Source organism: Rhizobium sp. PP-CC-3G-465 (assembly GCF_004343445.1).
GTDB classification, from domain to species: domain Bacteria; phylum Pseudomonadota; class Alphaproteobacteria; order Rhizobiales; family Rhizobiaceae; genus Ferranicluibacter; species Ferranicluibacter rubi.
Map to the genome: position 1 here is coordinate 1 of NZ_SLYH01000005.1, position 18,400 is coordinate 18,400.

Below are 18,400 nucleotides of genomic sequence, written 5' to 3' on the forward strand. Positions count from 1 at the left end.
CGCAACGTCCGCCGCCCACGTTTCTCTTTCTCATCTTCAATTGTCAAAAAACAGACAAACCTTACCGGTCCGTCACATCGCTGAATGATCAAAGCTTAAAGCCACAATCACCGCAAAATCTTTCCCGCAAGAGCCTCAAGCTGTTCTGCCTAAGACCGCCAACTCGCTACAAAGTCAAGAAACTTCAGAGCGAGTTCGTTGGTCGCCAGCAGCGCCGCCGCCCTCGTTGGTGTGCGGTTTATAGATCCGAGACAGATGGTTCGTCAACAGCACCCGTCCGAAAAACTTCATAAAAGTGACAAGTACCTGTAATATCTATGGAATTCCAACCGGATGCCATTCCAGCCCGTTTCCACAAACAAAAACGACGCCCGCAGCACAGGCTCGGGCGTCGGTCATGGGCGTTGCGCGGGGTAGCGCCTAAAAGCGAAATCGGCGCGGCTGCGATCGTGTCGCGGCCGCGCCGATGGAGGAGCCTTGCTGGTATCAGGCCGCCTGTTTGGTGGCGTCCAGCGGGATCTCGACGTCGATCTCCAGGATCGACATGTGTTCGTCCCGGTCCATCTTCACATGGACCTTGTCGCTGTCGATCTGCACATGCTTGGCGATGACAGCGAGGATTTCCTCGCGCAGGATGGCGACGAGGTCGGAGCCAGCGGCACCGCGTTCATGCGCAAGCAGAACCTGCAGCCGCTCGCGCGCCATCGGCGCGGACCTCTGTTTGGTGAAAAGGCGGAAAATGCTCATGCAGCCCTCCGTGCGAAGATCTTGCCGAACAGGCTGCGCTTTTCACCGGGGATCGTGACCGGCAGGGTTTCGCCTGCAAGACGACGGGCGGCGTCGAAATAGGCCATCGCGGGCGGGCAACGCACGTCTGCGAGTGTGACCGGTGCGCCGATGTTGGAAGCGCGAAGCACATCCATGCTTTCCGGGATGATGCCGAGCAGCGGGATGGACAGGATTTCGAGCACGTCCTCCACCTTCAGCATGTCACCACGCTCGGCGCGGATCGGATCGTAGCGGGTGAGGAGCAGGTGCTTTTCCATACGCTCGCCGTTTTCGGCCTTCAGCGTCTTGGAATCGAGCAGGCCGATAATGCGATCGCTGTCACGGACGGACGAGACTTCCGGATTGGTGACGACGACGGCGACATCCGCATGGCGCATGGCCAGCGTTGCGCCGCGCTCGATACCGGCGGGGCTGTCGCAGATAATCCAGTCGAAGTGCTGCTTCAGTTCGCCGATGACACGCTCGACACCCTCTTCGGTGAGGTTGTCCTTGTCGCGCGTCTGCGACGCGGGCAACAGGAACAGCGTTTCCAGCCGCTTGTCGCGGATCAGCGCTTGCGGCAACTTGGCATCGCCCTGAATGACGTTGATCAGATCGTAGACGACGCGGCGTTCCGCACCCATCACCAGATCGAGATTGCGCAGCCCGACATCGAAATCGACCACGACGACCTTTTCATTCCTCTGAGCCAGGGCGGCACCGAGGGCGGCCGTGGACGTGGTCTTGCCGACCCCACCCTTGCCTGACGTAACGACGATGACTTTCCCCATCTTGCTCTCCTGTTTTGGCCGTATCCGGCTCACTTGAGTTTCTCTGCCATGATCGCATCGTCCTCCAGCCACAGCTGGACGGGTTGTCCGCGGAGACCAGGGGCCATGTCTTCGGCCATTTTGTAGACGCCATCGATCGCGACCAGTTCGGCCTCGAGCTTCCGGCAGAAGATTCGTGCGCTGGCGTTGCCGACGGCGCCCGCCATGGCGCGGCCGCGCAGTGCGCCGTAAATATGGATCGACCCACCCGCGATGATCTCGGCACCCGAGGCCACGGAACCGACGACGGTGACGTCGCCTTCCGTAAAGACGACGGATTGCCCGGACCTGACCGGTTCGCGGATGACGAGCGACTGGAGCGCCGGGCGGGGTTCTTCCGCACGGACCTCACCGGCCTCACTCGCCATATCGTCCGTCGTCCCGGCTTCGGCCGGATCGCTGGTCGTGACCTCGAAGTCGGACGCCGGACGCCCACCCTTCAGCGCCGGGGGCATTCCGGGCGCGATCGCGGAGGGACGCGCGCCTTCGATGCCCATGATGCTGACATTGCGGCGGGTCAGTTCATCGACCAGTTCCTTCAGCTGGGTCCGGTCGAGCTTCAGGTCGGCGACGTCCAGAACGGCTGGGCGGCCGAAGAAGAAGCCGGCGGAGCGCGCAGCGAGGTCGTCCAGCCGAATCAGCCACGCATCAAGCGGCAGGTCCGGAGAGAGAACGACCGCGAGAAAGGAGCGGCCCTTGATACGGATCGAGCGGGCGTCTGTTGGCACTTTGTTCATCTAGGTTAAGGATTCGTTTACAATATGTATCGCTATGACGGTTAACGAAAGGTTAACAGGAACGGCCTTGCCCAAGGCTTGCGAAACGGTCGAAAGCGGCTGTTTCCATCCCATTTCAGGGGTTTCGTTGATGCGGGCGGAGCCTAGCGGGAACATCCGCGGCAGCGATACGTTGCGACCGCACCTGCAAATGAAGGGATCGATGATTGATGGGTACGTCAAAGACTGCGACACAGGATCAGGCCACCGGCCCCCTGACAAATGGAGCCCTCGACTTACCAGCCCTCATCATCGACGATTACAACATCGAGATTCGCGACAAGGACGGCTTCATCGGCGACAAGGCGACGAAGGGCGAGTTCCGTGAGAAGCTGCATCGCTGGCGAAAGGTGATGCGGGAGGTCGGCATCGACCCGATCGGCAAGGTTGCCACAGCCGATCTTCCCAAGCGCGATATCGATGCGCTGCTCAAGGGCAAGGACGCGCAGGCGGCCGCGCTGGTGTGGAGTGCGATCGAGGACTTTTCACAGGAATTCGCCAATGTGGTCACGCGCTTCCTGAAGCAGAAGCATTGGGCCGGCACCGAGCGGATCGTGGTCGGGGGCGGCTTTCGTCAGAGCCGCTCCGGCGAACTTGCCATTGCCCGTACGGAGATGCTGCTTGCCGAGCGCGACGTGCACGTCCATCTGGTCCCGGTCGTTCACCACCCTGATGATGCCGGGCTGATCGGTTCGGTACACCTGATGCCGGCATGGATGCTGAAGGGGCACAAGGCGATCTTCGCCGTCGATATCGGCGGCACGAACATTCGCGCCGGTGTCGTCGACCTCGGCAAGGCAAAGAGCGACGACAAGCATTATCTGGAAGAGGCGGCTGTCTGGCAGTCGGAGATCTGGCGGCATTCGGATGATCGTCCGAGCCGCAGTGTGGCCGTCGAGCGTCTGATCGCGATGCTGAAAGATCTGATCGCACGCGCCGAGAAGGAGAAGCTGGCGCCAGCGCCGCTGATCGGTATCGGTTGCCCGGGCATCATTCAGGCGGACGGCTCGATCGAGCGCGGCGGGCAGAATTTGCCAGGCGGCAATTGGGAAAGTGACATCTTCAATCTGCCGGCAGCGATCAAGAAGGCCATTCCCGAGATCGGCGGGCATGAGACCTTCGTGATGATGCACAATGATGCCGTCGTTCAGGGGCTGTCGCAGATCCCCTTCATGCACGACGTATCCAAATGGGCCGTGCTGACCATCGGCACCGGCCTTGGCAACGCCCATTTCGTCAACAAGGCGAAGACCCAAGCTTAAGTGCTAAACCCGTCGTTGCCGAACTTGTGAAGCGACGTTCTTCCCGTTCCGCTCTACCTTTGGCGGCAACAGGATGAGAGGGAGACTTTTCCATGACGCGTCTGACGGCCAAGGATTTCGATCCGGAACTGCTGGAACTCTACGATTATTATGCGCATGGAAAGATCTCCAAGCGTGAGTTTCTCGACAGGGCGGGCAAGTTTGCAATCGGCGGACTGACGGCTGCGGCCATCCTCTCCTCTATGAGCCCGGACTACGCACTGGCGCAGCAGGTTGCCTTTACCGATCCCGAAATCGTTGCAGAGTATATTACCTACCCCTCCCCCAAGGGGCATGGAGAGGTTCGCGGCTATCTCGTGCGGCCGGTCAAAGCGCAGGGCGAGGTTCCGGCCGTCGTGGTCGTGCATGAAAACCGCGGCCTCAACCCTTACATCGAAGACGTCGCCCGCCGTGTGGCGAAGGCCGGCTTCATCGCCTTGGCACCCGATGGTCTCAGCTCCGTCGGCGGCTATCCGGGTAATGACGAGAAAGGGCGCGAACTGCAGAAGAGCGTCGATCCGACGAAGCTGATGAACGATTTCTTTGCCGCCGTCGAGTTCATGATGGCGCACGACGCTGCGACCGGGAAAGTCGGCATAACCGGTTTCTGCTATGGCGGTGGTGTTTCCAATGCGACAGCCGTTGCCTATCCGGAACTGGCCGCCGCCGTGCCCTTCTATGGCCGCCAGCCGAAGGCCGAGGACGTACCGCGCATCAAGGCGCCGTTGCTCCTGCACTATGGCGAGCTGGACAAAGGGGTCAATGAGGGCTGGCCGGCCTACGAGGCTGCCCTGAAAGCGGCAGGCACGACCTATGAGGCCCACATCTATCCCGGCGCCAACCACGGCTTCCACAACGACTCGACGCCGCGCTATGACGAGGCTGCGGCCAAGCTTGCCTGGGACCGGACGATCGCCTGGTTTAATCGGTATCTGGCGTAGGACGAGGCTGACGACTGATTACGATGCTGATTCTCAGGCGCCCTCGGCAGACGGCGCCTGAAGACGGCGGTAGCGACTGTCGGGCATCGCAAGCAGGTCGGCATGCGTGCCCTGTTCGGCAATCCGTCCATCCTCCACCACCATGATCCGGTCGGCATTGGCGATCGTCGCCAGCCGATGAGCGATCACGAGGGTCGTGCGCCCTTCCGCAAGCTCGCTGAGGGACTGCTGGATGGCGCGCTCGGTTTCCGTATCAAGCGCCGACGTCGCTTCGTCGAGAATGAGGATCGGCGGGTTCTTGAGGAAGATGCGCGCGATCGCGAGCCGCTGCTTCTGCCCGCCGGACAACTTGACACCGCGTTCGCCGATGACCGTATCCAACCCCTCCGGCAACGCCGCGATGACCGCGTCGAGACGCGCGCGCCGGGCGGCCGCGAGGATGTCCGTCTCGGAGGCCCAGAGGCGCCCATAGGCGATATTCTCACGGATCGTTCCGGCAAAGAGGAAGACGTCCTGCTGGACGATACCGATGTTGGAGCGCAGCGATCGCAGCGTCATGTCGCGAATGTCGATGCCGTCGATGGTGATCGTCCCCTCGGTGACGTCGTAGAACCGCGGAAGCAGCGAGCAGATGGTGGTTTTGCCCGCGCCTGACGGCCCGACGAAGGCCACGGTCTCGCCTGCGCGCACCGAGAGGTCGAGATCGCGCAGGATCGGACGGCCCCCCTGGTAGCCGAAGCCGGCACCGCGATAGACGATATCGCCCCTCAGACGATCGACCGGCACCGCATCGGCGCGATCGGCGATGTCAGGTTCGGTCTGCAGGAACTGCTGGTAGCGCTGGAAGCCGGCAATGCCCTTCGGATAGGTCTCTATGACGGAGTTGATCTTGTCGATCGGCCGGAAGAACACGCCGACGAGGAGCAGGAAGCCGACGAAGCCGCCGGCCGTGAGTTCACCGCGCACGACGAACCAGGCGCCAGCCAGCATCACCGCCACCTGCACGAGGCGCATCGAGAGATAGGAGAGCGAGGTCGATGCGGCCATGAACTTGTAGGCTTCGAGCTTGGTGCGCTGGTAACCGGCATTGTTCTGCGCGAACAGCGCGCGCTCATGATCCTCGTTGGCGAAGGCCTGGACGACGCGGATGCCGCCGACATTCTCCTCGATGCGCGCGTTGAATTCGGCAACCTTGCCGTAGAGCGCATGCGAGTTGACCGTCATCCGCGTTCCATAGCGCGTGGTGACGAAAGCGGCGAGCGGCACGATGAGCGCGGTGATCAAAGCAAGCGGCACATGCACGAACATCATCAGGATGAAGGCGCCGACGAGCGTCATGACCGCGATGAAGACGTCCTCGGGGCCGTGATGCGCGACCTCGCCGATCTCATCGAGATCCTTCGTCAGCCGCGCGACGAGATGGCCGGTCTTCTGGTTGTCGAAATAGCCGAAGGACAGCTTCTGCAGATGGTCGAACGCCTTGCGCCGCATCTCCGTCTCGATGCGAATGCCGAGCATATGCCCCCAATAGGTCACCACGACCTGAAGGCCGGCATTGACGACATAGATGATGAGCAAGCCGAGGCCGGCGAGACCGATCAGGCCGAACTGGTTGGTCGGCAGCAGCCGGTCGATGAAGAGTTTGACGGCAAGGGGAAAGACCAGTTCGAGCAGGCCGGCCGTGATCGCGCAGGAGAAATCCAGCAGGAACAGGCGGCGGTGCGGGCGGTAGTAGGCGGCAAACCGCCTGAGAAGATCATTCATGCCGTGGCTCTTGATATGCGTGTGGCTGCATCGGCAGAACGCCGATGCAGCCTTCTACCGCATGTCGCCCGAAAGTCTGCAGCGGTTTTACGAGACCGTCATGCATGGCGCCAGAGGTCTAAAGCAAGTACGTCACAGGCTGAAAGCGACATGCGGGCAAGCTGGTGGGCTTGTCCGCATGTCCCTCTCCCTTGTGTCATCGCAGGCACGCCGGAGAGAATGTAAGCGAACCTTAGGCTCAGAACTTCTGCGTTAAGGAAATCTTGAAGTAGCGCCCGGCTTCCGTATAGAGCTCGGAGGCGTTGACGATATTCTTGACCTCGAGAGCGTCGAAATAGGTCTTGTCGAACAGATTGTAGATGCCGCCCTGGATGCGCAGGCCCTTGGTCTGTTCCGGCTCCCACCAGCCTGTGAGGTTGACGATGCCGTAGCCGCCGGGGCGGGTCGAGGCGATGGAATCGTCGTCCACGGCAGCCGCGGTGACGAGGCTGAGATCCGTTCCCCAGAACTCGGTGTTGTAGCCGACGCCGACGATCGCCTTTAGCGGTGCAACGGATGCGAGCAGTTCATCCGTGTCGAGATCGGTGCCACGGGCATAGGCCAGCGAGCCATGGAGGTCGATACCGGACGAGAAGGTCTTCTGCGCGCGGGCCTCGATGCCGGAAATCCGGACGCGGTCGCGGTTAAAGTATTCGATGCTCCCGACGCGATAGCCTGCCTCGGGCGTCGTTTCGAAATCGATGAAATTCTTGTAGCGCGTGGTATAGGCCGCAATCCGCCCGCCGAAATCCTCGTCGCCGAAGTTTGCACCCGCTTCGAAGCCGTAGCTCGTTTCAGGGTCGAGATCCGGATTGCCGATCTGCCGGTAAAGCGGCGCATTGTCATAGTTGCTGTAGAGTTGCGAGACGTTCGGCGCCTTGAAACCGGTGGTGACCTGCGCGAACAGTTCGACATCCGAATGGACCTGCCAGGCGGCTCGGAGCTTCGGAGAGAGCCGGAAATCGCTCTGGCCCTCGGGAAGATCCGGGCTGTTGCCGATGCTGGTGTAGGTCGAGGTTTCCTGAGGATCGTGGCGGTACCAGTCGAGGCGCAGGCCGGGGGTCAGGGAGACGCCGCTATTGCCGAGCCCGATCTTGTCTTCCGCAAAGAGGCCGACCATCAGGCTGTCGGTATCCGGCATGTCGGAGCGGTTGTTGTGGTAGTTGACGCAGGTCGGCACGAACAGGACGTCGCAACTGTCGTCACCCTTCTGATACTGGCTCGTCTGGGTGAAGTCGATATTGCCGCCGAAGGTGACCTGATGATTGAGCAGGCCGGTATCGAAGCTGGAATTGGCATAGCCGCTTGCGCCATAGGAGCGTGCTTCGTTATCGCTGGAACGCATGTAGTAGCCCCGCGGCGGGGTCAGGCGGATGCCATGCGTGCCTTCGACGCGCTCCGCCCTCTGGAAATAGACGGTCGCAAAGGCGCTGTCGATCCAGCTGTCGCCGCTCGTCGCGTCGAAGAAATAATCGAGCGACAGGCGATCGCGCTTCTTGTCGGAATCCCGGTCGTAGTCATCGGCCTGGTATGTCGAACCCTGCGTCGCGCGCAGGTCCGTGGTCGTGTTCTGGCCGTAATGCTCGGCGGTCATGCCGATCGTGTGTCCACCTTCGAGCGACTGGCGCACCTTGAAGAGGATATTGCGACGGTTGAGATCCATCGGCTCGGCTTCCGTGCGCGTTGCACCGTAACCACCGACATCCCCGCCCGTCTCGTCTTCATGTCCGTATTTGTAGGAGCTCTGGAAGAGCACGGAGGTGTTGTCGAAGCGCTTGGCGACCGCTGCGGCCCCAGTCAGCGAGCGGTCTGAGCCGTCATAGCCGAGCTTGGCGACGCCACCGACCGTCGCACCGTCCGCAATCAGGTCTTCCGGCTCCAGCGTGCGCAGGATAACGGCACCGCCGAGAGCGCCCGAACCCGCACGGCTGGAATCCGCGCCCCGCAGAATATCGACCGTGCCGAGCGATGCGAAATCATAGGTGTCGACGCCGCCCTGGGAGCCGCGCACGCCGTCCGACAGATAAGGCACCGGAATGCCGTCGATCGTCGTCAGGACGCGGTCGGCTTCCAGGCCGCGGATGTTGACGCTCTTCGTGGCGGAGACGAAGCTGACGCCCGGCTCGGTCGTATCGCCAAGATCGTCAAGATCGTCGATGTCTTTCTCGGCGATCTGTTCTGCGGTGGTACGGGTGGCGAGCGGCGTATCCTCCGGAGCCCCCTGCCGCACGCGCTTGCCCTTGACGATGATCGTCGGCAGCGCCGTCTGCTCCTGGGTCGATGCGGTGCCCTGCGCCGGCGGCGTATCCTGCGCGAAGGCAGGCAACGTCATGGGTGCAAACGCCCCGACGACCATAAGGGATGAGCAGGCAAGGAGTACGGACCGCGAGCCCCGGGATACCATGTTGTTTCCTTTCAGCGGACACACGAAAGCCTTTCGCCGCAGGGGTCCCGCGGAGATGACATGACGTGGCCGACACAATGAACTGACAGACGAATGCCTGCCCCCGGACGACAGCTATTAAACATGAGTATTTGTGTCAATATTAAAAATCAGTGTCTGCGAGGATCGCCGTCGAGGCACGGCACCTGCGAAAACCGGTGGCGACATGGACAAGATTGCGGCCGCTTCTAGTTGGTACGGGATACGCATCCGCGAAAGCCGGAGAACGCCAGACATGACGACGAGGGAGGACTGATCGTGGAAAAGACCGTGATCTCGAAAATCACCTGGAGACTGATGCCGTTTCTCGGCATCCTGTACCTGATCGCCTATATCGACCGTCAGAACGTCAGCTATGCCAAGCTCGACATGGTCGGCGCGCTCGGCATGAGCGAATATGCCTACGGCCTCGGCGCCTCCCTGTTCTTCATCGGCTACTTCCTGTTCGAGGTCCCGAGCAACCTGTTCCTAGAGCGATTCGGCGCGCGAAAGTGGTTCACCCGCATCCTCGTCACCTGGGGCATGGTCACGGTGGCGCTCGCCTACACGTCCAGCCCAACGATGTTCTACATCCTGCGGTTTCTGCTCGGCGTCTGCGAGGCCGGCTTCTTCCCGGGCGTGCTCTACCTGTTGACGCTCTGGTTTCCGTCGTCCTACCGCGCCCGCATGGTCGGCCTGTTCATGATCTTCAGCGCCATCGCCAATGCCATCGGCGCGCCGCTCGGCGGCATCCTGCTCGATCTCGACGGCATGCTTGGCTATGCCGGCTGGGAATGGGTCTTCATCGCGACCGGCATCCCCGCCATCATCGCCGGCATCGTCACGCTGTTCTACCTCGTCGACCGCCCGGAGAAGGCGAACTTCCTTTCTGTCGAGGAAAAGGCGTGGCTGCGCGATACGCTGGCGGCAGAGAATGCCGGGATCGACGACCACGCCGGTAACGGCTTTAAGGCGCTGATCAATCCTCAGGTGCTGCTGATGGCGCTCTGCTACATCGGTTTTCCGCTCGCAGCCTACGGCCTCAGCTACTGGCTGCCGACCATCGTGCGGGAGTTCGGCGTCAGCAACACGGTCAACGGCTTCATCAACATCATCCCATGGCTGCTCGTCGCCATCTCGCTCTGGGCGGTGCCGGCAATGGCCGACAAGGCCTCTTCCAAGACGCCCTACATCGTCATTCCCGCCTTCGTCGGCGCGGCCTGCCTCGTCCTCTCCGCCGTCGTTCCCAATCACACGCTGCAGTTTACTTTCCTCTGCATCGCCGCCGCCGGCATCTTCTCCGGCCAGCCGGTCTTCTGGAGCCTGCCGTCCCGCTTCCTGAAGGGTGCTGGCGCTGCCGCAGGGCTTGCCGCGATCAATTCGGTCGGCAACCTTGGCGGGTTCATCGCGCAGAACGTCGTCCCGTGGATCAAGGACGCGACCGGCAGCACCATCGCGCCGATGTTCTTCCTCGCGGCATGCCTGACCGCCGCCGGACTGCTCGTTATCATGACCGCGCGGATCACGGCCCGGCGGACCGCCAGAGACAGAACGAGCCTCGCATGAACAGAACCGTGCCAAGCCCCTTGATCGGACATTCATGCTCGTCGTCCTAGAAGATGTGTCGAAGAGCTACCGGACGGCGGAAGGACCGCTTACCGTCTTGCAGGGCATCGACCTCTCGCTCGATTCCGGTCAGAGCGTGGCGCTGACCGGTGAATCCGGCAGCGGCAAAAGCACGCTCCTCCATCTGGTCGCCGGGCTCGATCATCCCGACCATGGCCGAATCATCGTCGATGGGCAGGAGATCGGCGGGCTCGACGACAAAGGGCGTGCTGCCCTCCGCCGATCGACGGTGGGGATGGTCTTTCAGCAGTTCAACCTTATTCCCTCGCTGACCGTTGCAGCGAACCTGGCCTTTCACGCGCGCCTCGCCGGGCGTTTCGATGCGGCTTGGCAGCAGGCGTTGACCGCAAGGCTCGGGCTTGAACAACTGTTGGCCCGGTATCCCGAGCAACTGTCCGGCGGCCAGCAGCAGCGCGTCGCCATCGGGCGGACGCTGGCCGCGCGGCCGAAACTGGTGCTGGCGGACGAGCCGACCGGAAATCTGGACGAAGCCACGGGGGACGCTGTGATGGCGCTGATGCTGTCGCTCGTCGCGGAAACCGGATCGTCGCTGCTGATGGTCACACACTCCCATCGCCTCGCAGGACAACTCGATCGTCGCATCCATCTGCGCTCAGGCCGCATCGACCAGTCAGTGGAACGGCCCGCATGATGCGCCGCACGGCGATGAGCGCGCTCCTGTCGCACTGGCGCCGACGGCCCCTTCAGCTGGTCATGCTGCTCCTCGGCCTGTCGCTGGCGACCGCCCTCTGGTCCGGCGTGCAAGCCATCAACGCGGAAGCGCGCGCAAGCTATGATCGCGCCGCCGCAACGCTCGGGCAGGACCGTCTTGACCGGATCGTCAGCGGCACCGGGGCGCCCATCGCGCAATCCGAGTTCATCGCACTTCGCCGCGCCGGCTGGCTTGTCTCCCCTGTGATCGAGGGAACACTCCGTCTCGGGCCGACACGCCTGCACCTCATCGGCATCGATCCTTTGACCATGCCGGCCGAGGGGATGGCGGGAGATATCGGTGCAACAAACGATCTCCTCGCCTTCCTCACGCCACCCGGCCTTCTCTATGTTTCCGCGGAAACGGCGGAGAGACTTTCCGGACAATCCCTGCCACCGCTCAAGGTCTCCGCGTCGCTCCTTGCCGGCATCGGCATGACCGATATCGGCACCGCGCAGCAGCTTCTCGGCAAGCCGGGTGAGATCAGCCAGCTGATCGTAGCGCGCGGACAGCGGCAGGGCCTGCCCCCGGTCGAGCAGATCGCTCCGGGCCTGGTCGCCAAGGCGCCGGACGCGCAGGGCGATCTTGCGCGCCTGACCGACAGCTTTCACCTCAACCTCACCGCCTTCGGATTCCTCGCCTTCGCCGTCGGCCTCTTTATCGTCTATTCCGCCATCGGCCTCGCCTTCGAGCAGCGTCGTGCGACCTTTCGCACGCTCCGCTCGCTCGGCCTGCCGGCAACGACGCTGACCGGCCTGCTTCTTGCAGAACTGGTCGGGTTCTCGATCATCGCCGGTATCGCAGGCGTTCTGCTCGGCTATCTCGTGGGGTCGGTCCTTCTGCCCGGTGTCGCCGCAACCTTGCAAGGGCTCTACGGCGCCAGCGTTCCCGGCACCCTTACGCTGCGGCCGCAATGGTGGGCGTCCGGGCTCGCGATCGCACTTTTCGGAACGCTGGCTGCGGCAGCACAGAGCCTCTGGCGGGTCTGGCGCATGCCGCTTCTGGCACCGGCTCAGCCGCGGGCCTGGGCTCGCGCCTCGGAGTCCGGGCTTCGCCTGCAGGCGGCAGCGGCCATTGGGCTGTTTGTGGCGACAATCGCTCTTGCAGTTTTCGGCTCCGGGCTCGTCGTCGGCTTCTCGGTACTCGGCGGCTTGCTTCTCGGTGCCGCACTGCTGCTGCCGGTGCTCCTTGCCCTGTTCCTCGCCCTCATGCAGCGCCTGACCAGGCGGCCGATTGCCGAATGGTTCTGGGCAGATACGCGCCAGCAACTTCCGGGCCTGTCGCTCGCCCTGATGGCGCTGCTCCTCGCGCTCTCCGCCAATATCGGCGTGGGAACCATGGTTTCGAGCTTCCGGCTGACTTTTACCGGCTGGCTCGACCAGAGGCTGGCCGCAGAACTCTACGTGACCGCGCGCGACGAGGCCCAGGCAGCGGATCTGCGCACTTGGCTCACCGGCCGGGTGGATGCGGCCCTGCCGATCTGGAGCGTTTCCGGCGAGGTGCGCGGCGCGCCTGCAGAGATCTTCGGCGTTGCCGACGATCCGACCTACCGCGGCAACTGGCCCCTTCTCGCACGCGCACCGGACACGTGGGATCGCGTGGCGACGGGGACGGGTGCGCTGATCAACGAGCAATTGTCGCGCCGCGATGGCTTGGTGATCGGCGACAGCCTGATGCTTCCCGGCGGCTGGACGACGACGGTTACCGGCGTCTACTCTGACTATGGCAACCCCCTCCCCCAGGTGATGATCGGTATCGATGCGCTGACGACGCACTACCCGGATGTTGCGCGCCTGCGCTACGGTCTGCGCCTGCCGTCCGACAATGTCGGGGCGCTTTCTGAGGCGCTGCGCGAGCGGTTCGACCTACCGCCGGAAAACCTCGTCGATCAGGCGAGCCTCAAACGGCGCTCGCTCGACATCTTCGAACAGACCTTTTCGGTCACCGCCGCGCTCAACATCCTCACCCTCGGCGTCGCCGGCCTCGCCATGTTTGCGAGCCTCATGACGCTCTCGACCATGCGCCTGCCGCAGCTCGCGCCAATCTGGGCCATGGGTCTGACGCGCCGGCAGCTCATCCTTCTGGAGCTTGCCCGGACCCTTGTCCTCGCCGCGATCACGCTTCTGGCGGCCCTTCCCGTCGGGCTCGGGCTGGCCTGGGTGCTGCTGTCCGTCGTCAACGTCGAGGCTTTCGGCTGGCAGCTTCCGATGCACATCTTTCCCGCCGACTGGGTGCGTCTCGCAGCACTCGCGCTCGCCGCAAGCCTGCTTTCGGCCTTCATCCCCCTGCGCCAGCTTGCAGCGATCTCGCCTTCGGACCTTCTGAAAGTCTTTGCCAATGAACGGTAGGCCCATGACCGCTCGAACCGTCATTTCGTTCCTGATGGCTCTTCTGCTCGGCCTTTGCCCGCCGATCGCCGCAGTGGCTCAGGGATTCGCAGGGCTCGGCACGACGGCGGAAGGCTTTGCCGTGCCACAGCCCGGCAAAGCCTTCGCCTTCCCAAGCGACCATGGCGCACATCCCGACTTCCGCATCGAGTGGTGGTACATCACCGCCAATCTGACCGGCGCCGACGGCAAGGCCTATGGCGTGCAGTGGACCCTCTTCCGCTCGGCCCTGCAGCCGGGTGAGCGCGAGGGCTGGAGCAGCCCGCAGATCTGGATGGGACATGCGGCGGTGACGACGCCGGAGCGGCATTTCGTGTCCGAGCGCCTTGCCCGCGGTGGCATCGGGCAGGCCGGCGTGACGGCGGAACCATTCGATGCCTGGATCGACGACTGGCGGATGCAGGCGGCGGCTCCGGTGGCCGGACGCGATGCAGTGGCGGATGTGACGCTGAAGGCTGCGGGACAGGATTTCAGCTACGCGCTCAACCTCACGGCGGAGGGCCCGATCGTCCGTCAGGGGCAGGAGGGCTACTCGGTCAAGTCGGCGGCCGGGCAGGCGAGCTATTATTACTCCCAACCGTTTTATGACGTGCGTGGCACGCTCTCCCTCCCCGGCGGCGATGTCGCAGTCACCGGACAGGCCTGGCTCGATCGCGAATGGTCCTCGCAGCCACTCGCTGCCGACCAGACCGGCTGGGACTGGTTTTCCCTGCATCTCGACAGCGGCGAGAAGCTGATGGGCTTTCGCCTGCGCGACAGCGGAGCCGGCTACACCTCGGCCACCTGGATTGCGGCCGACGGCACCCCCTCCCCGCTTCCGCCCGGCGCTCTCTCCGTATCGCCGGTGAGTACAGCAGAGGTCGCCGGACGAACGGTGCCCGTCGGCTGGCACCTGACCCTTCCCGCCCGCGGTCTCGACATCACCACGACGGCCATCAACCCGCATGCGTGGATGGCGACCCGCACCCCCTATTGGGAGGGTCCGATCACCTTTGGCGGAAGCCATGCCGGACGTGGATATCTCGAAATGACGGGATATTGATGCGCTGATGAAGTGATGGCGACAACAGAGCATCGTCCGGAGCGGTATTAACGCTGAATTGACCGCATCGTCCCACGAATAGGATTAGACGTTTCAAAACGTAAGAGATAAATTTGCAGACAACGAACGCAGCGATTTCAGTCGAAAACAGAGCAGAGCCGGATTTTCGTTCTCAGGGCGCCGCAGATAAAATAGACGTCGGTGCGTGCGCCGTCGAGGGATGGAAAAGACGATGACCATAGACTTGGGTTCGATGGCCCTGATCGGCGTGAAAGGCCTCGACGACGTGCTTGCCGGTGGATTGTCCCGCCGCCACGTCTTTCTGCTGGAAGGGTCCCCCGGCACCGGCAAAACGACCATATCCTTGCAATTTCTGCTGGAGGGTGCAGCGCATGGCGAACGTTGCCTCTACATCACCCTTTCCGAAACGGAAGACGAACTGCGCAACAGCGCCGCGTCGCACGGAATGGAGCTCGGCGAGGACATCACCATCTTCGAGCTGGTGCCGCCGGAAAGTCTGCTGGATTCCGATCAGCAGCAGAGCCTGCTCTATTCGTCCGACCTTGAACTGGGCGAAACCACCAAGCTGATCTTCGAGGCATTCGAGCGCGTGCGCCCGAGCCGCGTCGTCATCGACAGCCTGTCGGAAATCCGCCTGCTCGCGCAGAGTTCGCTGCGCTATAGGCGTCAGATCCTTGCGCTGAAGCACTATTTCTCGAAATCCGGCGCGACCGTTCTTCTCCTTGACGATCTGACCGCCGACACGCTCGACAAGACCGTCCATAGCGTCGTCCACGGTGTCATCCATCTTGAGGAACTTGCTCCGAACTACGGTGCAGAGCGCCGCCGCATGCGCGTCATCAAGTATCGCGGCAAGGCCTATCGCGGCGGGTATCACGACTACATCATCGAGACAGGGGGCGTCGTGGTCTTTCCACGCCTGCGCGCCACCGAGCATCGCACGGACTTCGAACGGACGGTGCTGAGCAGCGGTATTCCCGCGCTCGATGGCCTTCTCGGGGGCGGCATCTCGCGCGGATCGAGTACGCTCCTGATCGGACCCGCCGGCACGGGAAAAAGCTTGTTCGGGATTCAGTTCGTCGATGCTGCCATCAAGCGGGGCGAAACTGCCGCCATCTTCGTTTTCGACGAGGAACTGGGCCTCCTCTTCTCCCGTACCCGCAGCATGGGACTGGACTTGGAAGCCATGCGCGACGCCGGGAGCCTGTATATCGAGCAACTGGATGCGGCCGAACTGTCTCCCGGGGAGTTCGCACAGCGTGTCCGCGAGAGTGTCACCCGCTTCAACGCGAAGACGGTTCTGATCGATAGCATAAACGGCTACCAGGCCGCCATGCCTGAGGAAAACGCGCTGATCCTCCATATCCACGAGCTGCTGCAATACATCAACCGCCAGGGTGCCAACACCTTCCTGACAGTTGCCCAGCACGGGCTGGTCGGCGATATGAAGTCACCCGTCGATGTCACCTATCTCGCCGACACGGTCATTCTGCTGCGCTATTTCGAGGCGGTGGGAACCGTGCGACGAGCCGTCTCCGTCATCAAGAAACGAACCGGGCAGCATGAGGATACGATCCGCGAATACCGCATCGGCTCCGACGGCCTCCGCCTCGGCGAGCCGCTTTCCGGCTTCCAGGGCGTGCTTCGCGGCGTACCGGTGCTGACCAGCGGCGGCCAGACGATGATGCCGCTTGCCGATGGGAGTGGCGACAATTTCTGATCGCGCTGCGACCGTTCTCGTTCTGGCGCCGGCCGGGCGCGATGCTCAGATTGCCGCATCCCTGCTTGCCGAAGCCGGGATGGCATCCAAGCCTGCGGAGACCATGGGCCAATTCGTTGAGGGGCTAAGCGACGACGTGGCTTTCGGCGTCATCACCGAAGAGACACTCCGCTCCGCCGATCTGAAACCGCTCTCTGGCTGGATTTCGGCGCAGCCGAGCTGGTCGGACCTGCCGTTCATCGTGCTGACACAACGCGGCGGCGGACCTGAGCGCAATCCTGCGGCGGCTCGACTGTCTGAGGTGCTTGGAAACGTCAGTTTCATCGAGCGGCCCTTCCATGCAACGACCTTCATCAGCGTCGCGCGCACGGCGATGCGCGGACGACGCCGCCAGTTCGAGGCGCGGCTGCGCATGCAGGCGCTGGACGATGGCGAAAGGCGGCTGGCAACGGCGCTCGAGGCGGGACGGCTGGGCGCATGGGAGCTCGACCTTGCAACGCAAACGCTCACAACCTCGGTCATGTGCCGATCCACGTTCGGGCGGAGTGCCTCGGAAACGCTGAGCTATGAGGAGCTGATCGCCAGCATCCACCCGGAGGACCGGGAGCGGATGATTGCGGCCGTCGGCAAGACCGTCGAGACGGGGCAGGACTATTCGATCGAGTACAAGGTCATCTGGCCGGATGGCTCGCTGCACTGGGCCGAGATCCGGGCGCAGGTTTATAGGGACCGGAGCGGACGCCCCGCAAAGCTCGTCGGCGTTTCCGCCAATATCACCGAGCGCCGACGAGTGGAGGATCAGCAGCGGCAGATCAACGAAACGCTGGAAGAGCGTGTGACGAAGCGGACGGCGGAGCTTGAGGAAGCCCACGCCGTCGTCATGAGCGAGGTGGCCCAACGCGAGAAAGCGGAGGAGCAGCTGCGCCAGGCCCTGAAAATGGAAGCCATTGGGCAGCTGACGGGCGGTGTCGCGCATGATTTCAACAACCTGCTGATGGCCGTGCTCGGTAATCTTGAGCTCCTCCGCAAACATGTCGATGGCGATGCCAAGGCGGTGCGGCTGATCGACGGCGCCGTTCAGGGCGCGCGCCGCGGCGCCTCGCTGACCCAGCGCCTGCTTGCCTTTGCCCGCCGGCAGGATCTCCAGGTCGGACCTGTCGATCTGCGTAAGCTGGTGAGCGAAATGGAAGACCTGCTGCGCCGCTCGGTCGGCTCCGCCATCACCCTGCAGAGCGAGATCGCGGACGATCTGCCGCCGGCCGAAGCGGACGGCAACCAGCTGGAACTTGCCCTCCTCAACCTCGTCGTCAACGCGCGCGACGCGATGCCGGACGGCGGAACGATCACCATTCGCCTCGATGTGGAGGATCGCCCGACAGCCACGGACGTTCTTTCGGCGGGTCGTTATCTTACGCTGTCCGTTACCGATACGGGCGTGGGGATGAACCCGGACACACTCCGGAAGGCGATCGACCCCTTCTTTTCGACCAAGGAGCTGGGCAAGGGCACCGGTCTTGGACTGTCCATGATCCACGGGCTTGCCATTCAGCTGAAAGGGGCGCTGCAGCTATCGAGCCGCCCCGGAGAAGGGACAACGGCCGTGCTGCGCCTGCCGGTCGCGCGCGCAAGCGATCCTAGCGAAAAGGCGCTGCCGCAGGAGGTTCCACCGGTGGAAAAGTCAGAGAGATCGGAAGCCCTTCGTATTCTCATGGTCGATGACGACGCTCTGATCGCGATGAGCACGGTGGATATGCTGGAAGATCTCGGTCACAGCGTCGTGGAGGCCAATTCCGGACGCCAAGCCTTGGGCGTTTTGGAAAGCGGGGATGCCTTCGATCTGATGATCACGGACTTCTCGATGCCGGGCATGAACGGTGCAGAACTTGCCCGCCAGGCACTTGCCATGCGGCCCGAGCTGAAGATCCTGATCGCAACCGGCTATGCCGAGCTGCCGGCCGGTACCGAGCTGAACATTCCGAGGCTCGGCAAGCCATATTCGCAGGATCAACTCGCAACCGAGATCGCAAGGATCGTCTGCCAGCCTTAAACTC

The 18,400-nt window shown here is 62.9% G+C and carries 14 protein-coding genes; 9 read left to right on the forward strand and 5 right to left on the reverse strand.

All coding sequences use genetic code 11. The features are described 5' to 3' along the window. Positions 1–293, forward strand: a 293-nt coding sequence (locus tag C8J33_RS27345; protein ID WP_132664991.1) for a hypothetical protein, incomplete at its 5' end; no start/stop codon positions are given. 193 nt (positions 294–486) lie between these two features. Here C8J33_RS27345 and minE read toward each other — a convergent pair. The 3 genes from minE to minC are packed head-to-tail and all read right to left on the reverse strand — an operon-like array spanning position 487 to position 2,335. Beyond that, positions 487–747, reverse strand: a complete 261-nt coding sequence (minE, locus tag C8J33_RS17780) for a cell division topological specificity factor MinE (RefSeq protein ID WP_092937262.1) — start codon at positions 745–747, stop codon at positions 487–489. Further along, positions 744–1,559, reverse strand: a complete 816-nt coding sequence (gene minD, locus C8J33_RS17785) for a septum site-determining protein MinD (protein WP_110729294.1) — start codon at positions 1,557–1,559, stop codon at positions 744–746. Before minD ends, minE begins: the two co-directional genes overlap by 4 nt. 29 nt (positions 1,560–1,588) lie before the next feature. Further along, on the reverse strand, positions 1,589–2,335 hold the full coding sequence (gene minC, locus C8J33_RS17790; protein WP_110801489.1) for a septum site-determining protein MinC: 747 nt from the start codon (positions 2,333–2,335) through the stop codon (positions 1,589–1,591). A 209-nt stretch (positions 2,336–2,544) separates the two neighbouring features. On the opposite strand from minC, the gene C8J33_RS17795 reads away from it, so the two are divergent. After that, positions 2,545–3,636: an ROK family protein gene (locus tag C8J33_RS17795; RefSeq protein WP_132664992.1), complete on the forward strand. Its 1,092-nt coding sequence runs from the start codon at positions 2,545–2,547 to the stop codon at positions 3,634–3,636. A 92-nt stretch (positions 3,637–3,728) separates the two neighbouring features. Beyond that, a complete protein-coding gene (gene yghX / locus C8J33_RS17800; RefSeq protein ID WP_110801491.1) occupies positions 3,729–4,616 on the forward strand; it encodes a YghX family hydrolase in 888 nt (295 codons plus the stop codon). Between the two features lie 33 nt (positions 4,617–4,649). Here yghX and C8J33_RS17805 read toward each other — a convergent pair whose 3' ends face one another. Together C8J33_RS17805 and C8J33_RS17810 are read right to left on the reverse strand one after the other, a co-directional pair. Beyond that, the gene (locus C8J33_RS17805; RefSeq protein WP_110801492.1) at positions 4,650–6,380 is read right to left on the reverse strand and encodes an ABC transporter ATP-binding protein; all 1,731 of its coding nucleotides are present in this window, start codon (positions 6,378–6,380) and stop codon (positions 4,650–4,652) included. 238 nt (positions 6,381–6,618) lie between these two features. Next, positions 6,619–8,751, reverse strand: coding sequence for a TonB-dependent hemoglobin/transferrin/lactoferrin family receptor (locus C8J33_RS17810; RefSeq protein WP_343289882.1), 2,133 nt, complete (start codon positions 8,749–8,751; stop codon positions 6,619–6,621). A gap of 408 nt (positions 8,752–9,159) precedes the next feature. Between C8J33_RS17810 and C8J33_RS17815 the strand changes: the two genes are divergently transcribed. The 6 genes from C8J33_RS17815 (at position 9,160) to C8J33_RS17840 (ending at position 18,396) form a co-directional block, all read left to right on the forward strand. Continuing rightward, entirely contained in the window at positions 9,160–10,407 is a 1,248-nt protein-coding gene (locus tag C8J33_RS17815; protein ID WP_422038645.1) for an MFS transporter, read from the forward strand. Between the two features lie 34 nt (positions 10,408–10,441). Further along, positions 10,442–11,119 (forward strand): ABC transporter ATP-binding protein, encoded by a 678-nt coding sequence (locus tag C8J33_RS17820; RefSeq protein WP_110801494.1) that lies wholly within the window; start codon positions 10,442–10,444, stop codon positions 11,117–11,119. Then, positions 11,119–13,527: an ABC transporter permease gene (locus C8J33_RS17825; RefSeq protein ID WP_110801714.1), complete on the forward strand. Its 2,409-nt coding sequence runs from the start codon at positions 11,119–11,121 to the stop codon at positions 13,525–13,527. Before C8J33_RS17820 ends, C8J33_RS17825 begins: the two co-directional genes overlap by 1 nt. A gap of 4 nt (positions 13,528–13,531) precedes the next feature. Next, positions 13,532–14,608: a lipocalin-like domain-containing protein gene (locus tag C8J33_RS17830; RefSeq protein ID WP_110801495.1), complete on the forward strand. Its 1,077-nt coding sequence runs from the start codon at positions 13,532–13,534 to the stop codon at positions 14,606–14,608. Between the two features lie 232 nt (positions 14,609–14,840). Beyond that, a complete protein-coding gene (locus tag C8J33_RS17835; RefSeq protein ID WP_110801496.1) occupies positions 14,841–16,349 on the forward strand; it encodes an ATPase domain-containing protein in 1,509 nt (502 codons plus the stop codon). Then, entirely contained in the window at positions 16,327–18,396 is a 2,070-nt protein-coding gene (locus C8J33_RS17840) for a hybrid sensor histidine kinase/response regulator (protein WP_132664993.1), read from the forward strand. Before C8J33_RS17835 ends, C8J33_RS17840 begins: the two co-directional genes overlap by 23 nt. Positions 18,397–18,400 lie beyond the last annotated feature (4 nt).

What these genes read in the sequence shown, in the direction of transcription:
- minE (WP_092937262.1), bottom strand. Translation starts at nt 747, where the DNA reads ATGAGCATTTTCCGCCTTTTCACCAAACAGAGGTCCGCGCCGATGGCG.
- minD (WP_110729294.1), bottom strand. Translation starts at nt 1,559, where the DNA reads ATGGGGAAAGTCATCGTCGTTACGTCAGGCAAGGGTGGGGTCGGCAAG.
- minC (WP_110801489.1), bottom strand. Translation starts at nt 2,335, where the DNA reads ATGAACAAAGTGCCAACAGACGCCCGCTCGATCCGTATCAAGGGCCGC.
- C8J33_RS17795 (WP_132664992.1), top strand. Translation starts at nt 2,545, where the DNA reads ATGGGTACGTCAAAGACTGCGACACAGGATCAGGCCACCGGCCCCCTG.
- yghX (WP_110801491.1), top strand. Translation starts at nt 3,729, where the DNA reads ATGACGCGTCTGACGGCCAAGGATTTCGATCCGGAACTGCTGGAACTC.
- C8J33_RS17805 (WP_110801492.1), bottom strand. Translation starts at nt 6,380, where the DNA reads ATGAATGATCTTCTCAGGCGGTTTGCCGCCTACTACCGCCCGCACCGC.
- C8J33_RS17810 (WP_343289882.1), bottom strand. Translation starts at nt 8,751, where the DNA reads ATGACGTTGCCTGCCTTCGCGCAGGATACGCCGCCGGCGCAGGGCACC.
- C8J33_RS17815 (WP_422038645.1), top strand. Translation starts at nt 9,160, where the DNA reads ATGCCGTTTCTCGGCATCCTGTACCTGATCGCCTATATCGACCGTCAG.
- C8J33_RS17820 (WP_110801494.1), top strand. Translation starts at nt 10,442, where the DNA reads ATGCTCGTCGTCCTAGAAGATGTGTCGAAGAGCTACCGGACGGCGGAA.
- C8J33_RS17825 (WP_110801714.1), top strand. Translation starts at nt 11,119, where the DNA reads ATGCGCCGCACGGCGATGAGCGCGCTCCTGTCGCACTGGCGCCGACGG.
- C8J33_RS17830 (WP_110801495.1), top strand. Translation starts at nt 13,532, where the DNA reads ATGACCGCTCGAACCGTCATTTCGTTCCTGATGGCTCTTCTGCTCGGC.
- C8J33_RS17835 (WP_110801496.1), top strand. Translation starts at nt 14,841, where the DNA reads ATGACCATAGACTTGGGTTCGATGGCCCTGATCGGCGTGAAAGGCCTC.
- C8J33_RS17840 (WP_132664993.1), top strand. Translation starts at nt 16,327, where the DNA reads ATGGGAGTGGCGACAATTTCTGATCGCGCTGCGACCGTTCTCGTTCTG.